Genomic DNA, 6,598 nt, shown 5'->3' on the forward strand with positions numbered 1-6,598 from the left:
TAGTGACACGCCATCTCGGCGTGCTCACAGGCATTTTCGCAGGTCAACCCACATATTCGTGTCCTAGTCGGCACTGCTAACTGCGGAACTCAGGCTTCGATCGTACTTTCCTGACCGGCCGCCAGTACGCGCCCCCCGCCGTCGGCCGGGCAGCCGACCGGAGGGAGCGCTCGGTACGGCTCTTACCGGACCGTGACCTCGGACGGGGTGACCTCGCGCCCGCGCGCGCGTTGTAGTCGGTGTGCCTTCCACCTCTTTCCACTCGCCCCGCCCCGCTGCGGCCGCAGTCGTACAGACCGCCGCCACTCCGTTTCTGCTGACGCATGATCAAGGACAAGCCGCACGGACGCTGCTGGCCTATGTGAGTGCCCTGCCGCTGAAGGACGCCGACGCCCAACTCCTCGCGGTCGTCGTCGCGATCCGTGCGGCGCGGAGCGGCATCGGCAACATCACGGGTCAGGACCTGCGCGCCCTGCGCCTCGCTGACGCCGGGGCGGCCGTGAACGCCCTCTCCGTACTCGGCTGGCAGGGGCAGGACGGGCTGTTGGGGGACGATCTCGTCACTCCCGTGGGGGTCAGCGTGCCCGATCTCGCGGACGGACCGGGGCGTCGGCTCCCGTTCGGCAAGGTGATGCGCTCCCGGGTGTCGGGATGGGCGAGCCGGACCGTGTCCGCCAAGCCGGTCAAGAAGACGTCGTCCGCGGCCCGGCTCGCCGCTCTCTACCTGGCCGCGCACTGGCCGGTCGACGACTACGGCACGCTCCCTCCGAATCTGCCCGAAGGGTGCCGGGCCGCCCTGTCCGAGCTGGTCGCCAAGGGATTCGTCTGCGAACTGGAGGGAACACGTTATCGGTTGGGGGACTCCGTACGGCACCTGTCGGGGGTCCGACCCTCGCCGACTGTTCCTCCCCGGGTGCGCGAAGAGCCGGATCCACCGACCTGGGACGAGTGGAAGGACGGAGTGAGTGCCGCCCTGCGGCGCCACGTCGAAGCCGTCGAGGGGTGCCCAGACTGCGCCCTGTCGACCGCGAGGGTCTCCGAGGCCTTCATGCGCAAGGCGCTCCCCGCCCAGTTCGACGAGAAGGTGCGCAGGTCGTACGAGTCATGGGTGGCCGGACATCCCGGCCAGGGACCCCTAGCTGCCGAGTTCGCTGCCACGTTCCGCGCGGCGCACGGGCACGGCCCCTCCGTCAAGCAGCTGTGCAAGGGGCTCGGCTGGGGGAAAATGCCCCGCGAACTGCGTATCTTCGCCGTGCGTCGTCTCATCGCCGACGAATGGCTGACGAACACCGATCCGGTGCCCTGGACCCTGCGCCCCGGCCGTGCCGCCCGGGGTGGCGCGGCTCCCCCTGCGTCGGTCGCGCGGCGCCGGTAAGGCCATTTTGGGGCGGCCCGGCGCTCCACGTGGCCCGGTCTCCGCGCATCTGACTGTGCATCGACCGGCCCCGGATCCGTCATCAGATGTTTCGGGGCCGGTGGGGTTCAGGGTGCTTGCTATGGGCATGCCAAACGTAGTCGCGTGTTCCCGCCACGCGCCGACCCGGAGGATGCCGTGAAAATCAGCGCACGGATCAGCAAGGCCTCGCTCGTGGTGACCAGCGCCATCGTGCTGGTCATCGGAACCGCGAGCAGCGCGCTCGCCGCCCCGCCGGGCGCGCTGCCCGCGAACGCGGACGGGACGGAACAGACGTTCCAGCCGGCGTTCGACTACGACACGGACGGCTGCTACCCCACACCCGCGATCGGCACCGACGGCACGATAGCCGCCGGACTCAACACCACCGGTGCCGTCAACGGAAACTGCCGCGACGCGGTCGACCTGGACAACACAAACGGCTATGCCCGCACGAAGTGCAACAACGGCTGGTGCGCCGTCATGTACGGGCTCTACTTCGAGAAGGACCAGGCGGTGGCGGGCAGCGGGCTCGGCGGGCACCGGCACGACTGGGAACACGTCGTGGTGTGGGTGCAGAACAACGAGGCCCGCTACGTGTCCACCTCGGCCCACGGCAACTTCAACGTGTACGGCCGTGACGCGATCCGCTGGGACGGAACACATCCCAAGGTCGTCTACCACAAGGACGGGCTGAGCACGCACTGCTTCCGGCCCGCGAACTCCAACGACGAGCCACCGGAGAACCACTACGGTACGTGGCGCTTCCCCGCCCTTGTGGGGTGGAACGGCTACCCGGCCGGTCTGCGTGACCGCCTCAGCCAGGCCGACTTCGGCAGCGCGGTCTTCGGACTCAAGGACGGCAACTTCAACTACCACCTGGAGAAGGCGAAACCCGCGGGCATCCCCTTCGACCCCAACGCCTGACGTCCCGGGGCGGGCAGATCCGTACCGCCGTGCGATCTGCCCGTCTCCGACGGCCCGTCAGCGCTCCGACAGCTCCGACGGGGCCTGCTGGACCACCCAGCCGTTCCCGTCCGGATCGGCGAAGGACATGAACGAGTTCCAGGTGTCGCCCGTGCCCTCCTCCCAGCCCGTGGCGCCCACGTGCCTGATCGGGGACACGTCCACGCCCCGGCCCACCAGTTCCTCGCGGGCCGCCTCGATGTCGGTGACACAGACCTGGAGGCCCTGCAGCGTGCCGGGAGCCATCACCTTGGCGCCAGGAAGGGCGGGCATGCCCTGCAGCATAGCGATCGAGCACCGCGAGCCCGGCGGAGTCAGCTGGATGATCCGCATCCCGGGTGCGACCTCGTCGTCCAGGTCCAGCTTGAAGCCGGCCTTCTCCGTATAGAACTCCTTCGCGCGGTCCATGTCGGTGACGGGAACCGGAATGACCTCGAGTGTCCAGTTCATGGAGCCTCCTCAGCAGGGCCAGCGGACCTGGCCGAACGGATCGTCCTCGGGCCGGGCCGGGCGGGGCACCGCGCCATGGCGAGGCCCGAGTGAGGTCCACCGTTACCCACGCGGCCGTTGCCGCGCGCCTCGAAACGCCAGCACCGGCCGCACTGTGACGAATCACCCGCCCTGTGCCGCGCCTGCCGGTGGTCCTGATCGGAAAACGCACCGATGGTCCTGCTCGGAGTCACGACTGTCGGTGGCGGCTGTGATGCTGGACGCATGGACGAACTGATGAGGCGGCGCGTCTACGGCGCCGACCACGACGACCCCGATCCGGGACCCCGGCCCGGGCACGTCTACGTGGAGTTGGTGGGCGGCCCGTTGGACGGGCTGCTGCTGGACATCACCGGCTGGCCCCAGGACCGCCTCGCGGTGGGCGCCGCGCTCGGCACGGAGCTGGGGAAATTCGGTCCGGGAGGCCGTGCCGTGTACGGGCCGACGGCGGCCGGACCCGGTCGGTGGGCATGGGAGGCGGACAGCCCCTGAGCGCGGCGCCGCCTCGGGCCGTGCTCGGGGGCAGGGCCGGAAGTGTGGTAGCGACGATCTGCAGCAACGTGCGTCGGCCGGGCCCGGCCCGGGGGCGCGCCGAACGGGCTGACCACACCGCGCCGCCCACCGGCCCCGGCCTGGGCCGCGCTGCCTCGCGCGCCGGGTCGGAGGCCCGGCGAAGTCCGGGAAGCGGTCGGCGGCGTCCCCCGACATGTTCTCCGGCCATCCGCTCTCGCCCCGCGTTGGTTCCGGGCCGCCCCTGCTGGCCAGCACCATGCGGTCGCACCTGCCCCTTCTGTTTGAAGTGGGTGCAGGAGCGTTGATTCGCGGCGTCGCCGGCTGCTACTTCTTGACAAGGCTCCCCGTGTAATGTGCAGTCGCGTTCTGCGCTTATTACGGAGGGATGTGCATGAACGCCGAAGTCGTACGTTCATGGGTGGAGGGCTGGGCTGTCTCACGCGGAGCCGCGCCGCCGGTGTCCGAGCCTTGGGGCTTCACCGTCGACGTCGGGCTGCCCGGTCAGGTCACCAGGCCCGTGCTGACGGATGCTGACGAGTCGCTGGTCCGCAAACTGACGGAGACGGTTACCGTGCCGGACACCTGGCTCAAGCTCTTCCTGCCGCCGCAGACTGCGGTCTCGTGGGCAGCGCCCGGCTGGCGCCTCGATGACGACGGTTTCCTGATGTCGGCACCGCTGCACGCGAACGCCGCTGCGGCCCTCGACGGCTACCAGGTGCGTACTTGGGCGCGGGGCGGCGTCACGCGGGTGCTCGTCATGACGGAGGACGGCGCGTTCGCCGCCCGTGGTCAGGTCGCCATGCCTGGTCCCGGGCGCACCGCCGGGTCGATGGGCGGGCGCTCTACGAGTTCCTGGGGTGGCGCACCCACGGCCCGCTGACCAGTCTGGTCCGCGAGGTTCCGCCGCAGAGGCTGGAGGTTTGAGCAGACGTTCGCGGGCTGGTGTCTCTTCTCCGTGTGAGCTGGACAGCGGGCCAGCGCGTCGCGGGCTGCTCCTTCCTGAAGGTGCCGTCTGCGACCACAGAACTCATGAACCGAGCGTAACGAGGGGGTCCGACACACCGACAGGGACCTGACTTCACGCACTGCGCGCCCGCCGACGTCACGCACGGACGGCGACCATTGCGAGCCGGTGCCGCATACCGACGGTACGCCCCCGAGCCGCCCCACGGTCCTGCAGCGACGACGCCGGTGACAGCGAACTCGGCCCGCCCTGTTGCGAGAACGGGCGAGCCGGCGGCAGCCCGCCGGAGCTCACAGGTCGCGGCGCATGCACACCCGGGGCCACCGGTCCAGGCCGTGGGCGGCCTCCTGCCGGCGGATCTCCCGCAGACCGGTGCCGAGTTCATCGTCGCTCAGCGTTGGAAGCCGCAGCGCCTGTAGTAAGGCGCGTTCCACGGGACGTCCGTGAACGTGGTGAGGGTCAGCGCGGTAATGCCGCAGGACACGGCGTGCTCCGCGATGTGGTCGAGCAGCAGCCGCCCGACACCTCGACGCGCATGGTCGGGGTGCACCGACACCTGCTCCACGTGCAGGTTTCCGTCAACGGCGTCGGCGATGAGATACGCCGCGAGGACTTCCGCTGCACCTACGGCGACCCAGGCCGACCCACGCTCGGCGTACCGGGCCAGTCCCTCGACGGACAGGGGTTCGTCGTCCGCGATCTCTGGCATCCCGATGTCTTGGAAGCACCGGCCGGCGGCCCTTTCGATGTCGCGGAGAAGCGGCAGATCATCGGCGTGCGCAACCCGGATGTACATGGCCCCATTGTCCCCGTGAAAGGTGGGTGGCCGGGATGCGGGTATCTGCGTGCCGAGGACGATGGGCTCCCTCCGCCCCGACACGGAGGTGCCAAGCTCAGCTGAGGGCGTACGGGATGTGGACCTTGTCGGCCGGTGAACCGCCGGCGGGCCCGCCACGCCCCGCCCGAAACGCGGTGGGTGCGGGCCTGCCCTGACGCACCCGGGCCTGGTAGTGCTTCGTTGTGACGCAGCGGCCGAGGGGTGTGGCGGCCGCTCCAACGGCGGCCGCCACACCCCTCGGTGTCCGTCCCGGTCAGCCTCGCACGATGTTCTGTGCCTGAGGACCCTTCTGCCCCTGGCCGATGTCGAAGGTGACGTGCTCGCCCTCCGTCAGCTCGCGGTAGCCGGAGCCGCTGATCTCCGAGTAGTGGGCGAAGACGTCGGGGCCACCGCCTTCCTGGGAGATGAAACCGAAGCCCTTTTCGGAGTTGAACCACTTCACGGTGCCGCTCGCCATACCGTTCTTCCTTCGTCCCATCCCAGGAGCAGCCCTCGTCGAGCGTGCCCCGGCCCCTGCGATGCCAGGAGCCACCAGCCGTACTACCCCGGCCCCGGCCCGCTTATCCGACTTCCGGCAGAACAGGGCGCCGCGCACGGAGGGCCGGCGTACGGAAGCGAGGGGGCGCCGCGTACGCCGCGGTTCATATGGGCTTCTTCGGCAGCCGCGTGTGGGAGCGTGACGTCACGGAGGCGGGCGGCGACGACGGGCGATCGCGGTGTGTCCAGGGCGGGCGCGCAAGCCGCATCGCGCGCTCCATTACAGTCTGATCGGCGTGTGTTCCGAGGACGGGTGGGTGCAGGGTGATGGGCAGAGTGACAGCCGTCAGCAGTAAGGGGACGTACTCGTTCAGCAAACCGAACCGCGAGGCCATCACCTTGCTCCCCGGCCTCGGCGTCCAAGGCGATGTGCACGCGGGGACGACGATTCGGCACCAGTTCCGCATGACCTACGAACCGGACCTGCCGAACCTGCGTCAGGTCCACCTCATGCACGAGGAACTCTTCGACGAGCTCGCACTGAAGGGCTTCGCCATCGCCGCGGGCCAGCTGGGTGAGAACATCACGACCCGCGGTGTGGATCTGCTCGGGCTTCCCGAAGGCGCTCTGCTGCACCTCGGTACGGACGCGGTTGTCGAGGTGACGGGGTTGCGGAACCCCTGTGCGAAGATCAACGAATTCCGGCCGGGCCTGCTCGGTGAGGTCTTCGCAATGGACCCGGCGTCGGGCGATTTCACCTTCAAGTCCGGCATCATGGCCGTGGTCCGGCGGGGCGGCCCCGTCTGCCCGGACGACTCCGTCCGCATCGAGCTCCCTCCCGCGCCGCACCGCCCCCTGGAACGCGTCTGACCCGAATCCGCAGGTAGTGGCGTGCTCGTGGGTCGTCAGCGGTCAACTTGCTTGATGCGGGGTGTTGTTGGGTTTCCGGCGTGTTGGT

Annotated in this window: 7 protein-coding genes and 1 pseudogene; 5 read left to right on the forward strand and 3 right to left on the reverse strand. The window is 69.6% G+C overall.

All coding sequences use genetic code 11. The features are described 5' to 3' along the window. Positions 1-241: 241 nt before the first annotated feature. Positions 242-1,375 carry a hypothetical protein gene (locus ACFU5K_RS30900; protein WP_384067760.1) on the forward strand — a complete coding sequence of 378 codons (1,134 nt, stop codon included), beginning with the start codon at positions 242-244 and terminating at the stop codon, positions 1,373-1,375. 177 nt (positions 1,376-1,552) lie between these two features. Further along, positions 1,553-2,320, forward strand: a complete 768-nt coding sequence (locus ACFU5K_RS30905; RefSeq protein WP_384067763.1) for an NPP1 family protein — start codon at positions 1,553-1,555, stop codon at positions 2,318-2,320. Between the two features lie 57 nt (positions 2,321-2,377). Here ACFU5K_RS30905 and ACFU5K_RS30910 read toward each other — a convergent pair whose 3' ends face one another. After that, positions 2,378-2,809, reverse strand: a complete 432-nt coding sequence (locus tag ACFU5K_RS30910; RefSeq protein WP_384067766.1) for a VOC family protein — start codon at positions 2,807-2,809, stop codon at positions 2,378-2,380. A gap of 264 nt (positions 2,810-3,073) precedes the next feature. Between ACFU5K_RS30910 and ACFU5K_RS30915 the strand changes: the two genes are divergently transcribed. Both ACFU5K_RS30915 and ACFU5K_RS30920 read left to right on the forward strand, forming a co-directional pair. Then, a complete protein-coding gene (locus ACFU5K_RS30915; protein WP_384067769.1) occupies positions 3,074-3,340 on the forward strand; it encodes a hypothetical protein in 267 nt (88 codons plus the stop codon). 412 nt (positions 3,341-3,752) lie between these two features. Further along, positions 3,753-4,241 carry a hypothetical protein gene (locus tag ACFU5K_RS30920; RefSeq protein WP_384067772.1) on the forward strand — a complete coding sequence of 163 codons (489 nt, stop codon included), beginning with the start codon at positions 3,753-3,755 and terminating at the stop codon, positions 4,239-4,241. Between the two features lie 374 nt (positions 4,242-4,615). Here ACFU5K_RS30920 and ACFU5K_RS30925 read toward each other — a convergent pair. Together ACFU5K_RS30925 and ACFU5K_RS30930 are read right to left on the reverse strand one after the other, a co-directional pair. Then, positions 4,616-5,121, reverse strand: a pseudogene (locus ACFU5K_RS30925) (GNAT family N-acetyltransferase). A 295-nt stretch (positions 5,122-5,416) separates the two neighbouring features. Continuing rightward, on the reverse strand, positions 5,417-5,620 hold the full coding sequence (locus ACFU5K_RS30930) for a cold-shock protein (RefSeq protein ID WP_384067775.1): 204 nt from the start codon (positions 5,618-5,620) through the stop codon (positions 5,417-5,419). 344 nt (positions 5,621-5,964) lie between these two features. Between ACFU5K_RS30930 and ACFU5K_RS30935 the strand changes: the two genes are divergently transcribed. Then, positions 5,965-6,510, forward strand: a complete 546-nt coding sequence (locus tag ACFU5K_RS30935) for an MOSC domain-containing protein (RefSeq protein WP_384067778.1) — start codon at positions 5,965-5,967, stop codon at positions 6,508-6,510. The last annotated feature ends 88 nt before the right edge of the window (positions 6,511-6,598 follow it).

It is taken from the genome of Streptomyces sp. NPDC057428, from assembly GCF_042803195.1.
GTDB lineage: Bacteria > Actinomycetota > Actinomycetes > Streptomycetales > Streptomycetaceae > Streptomyces.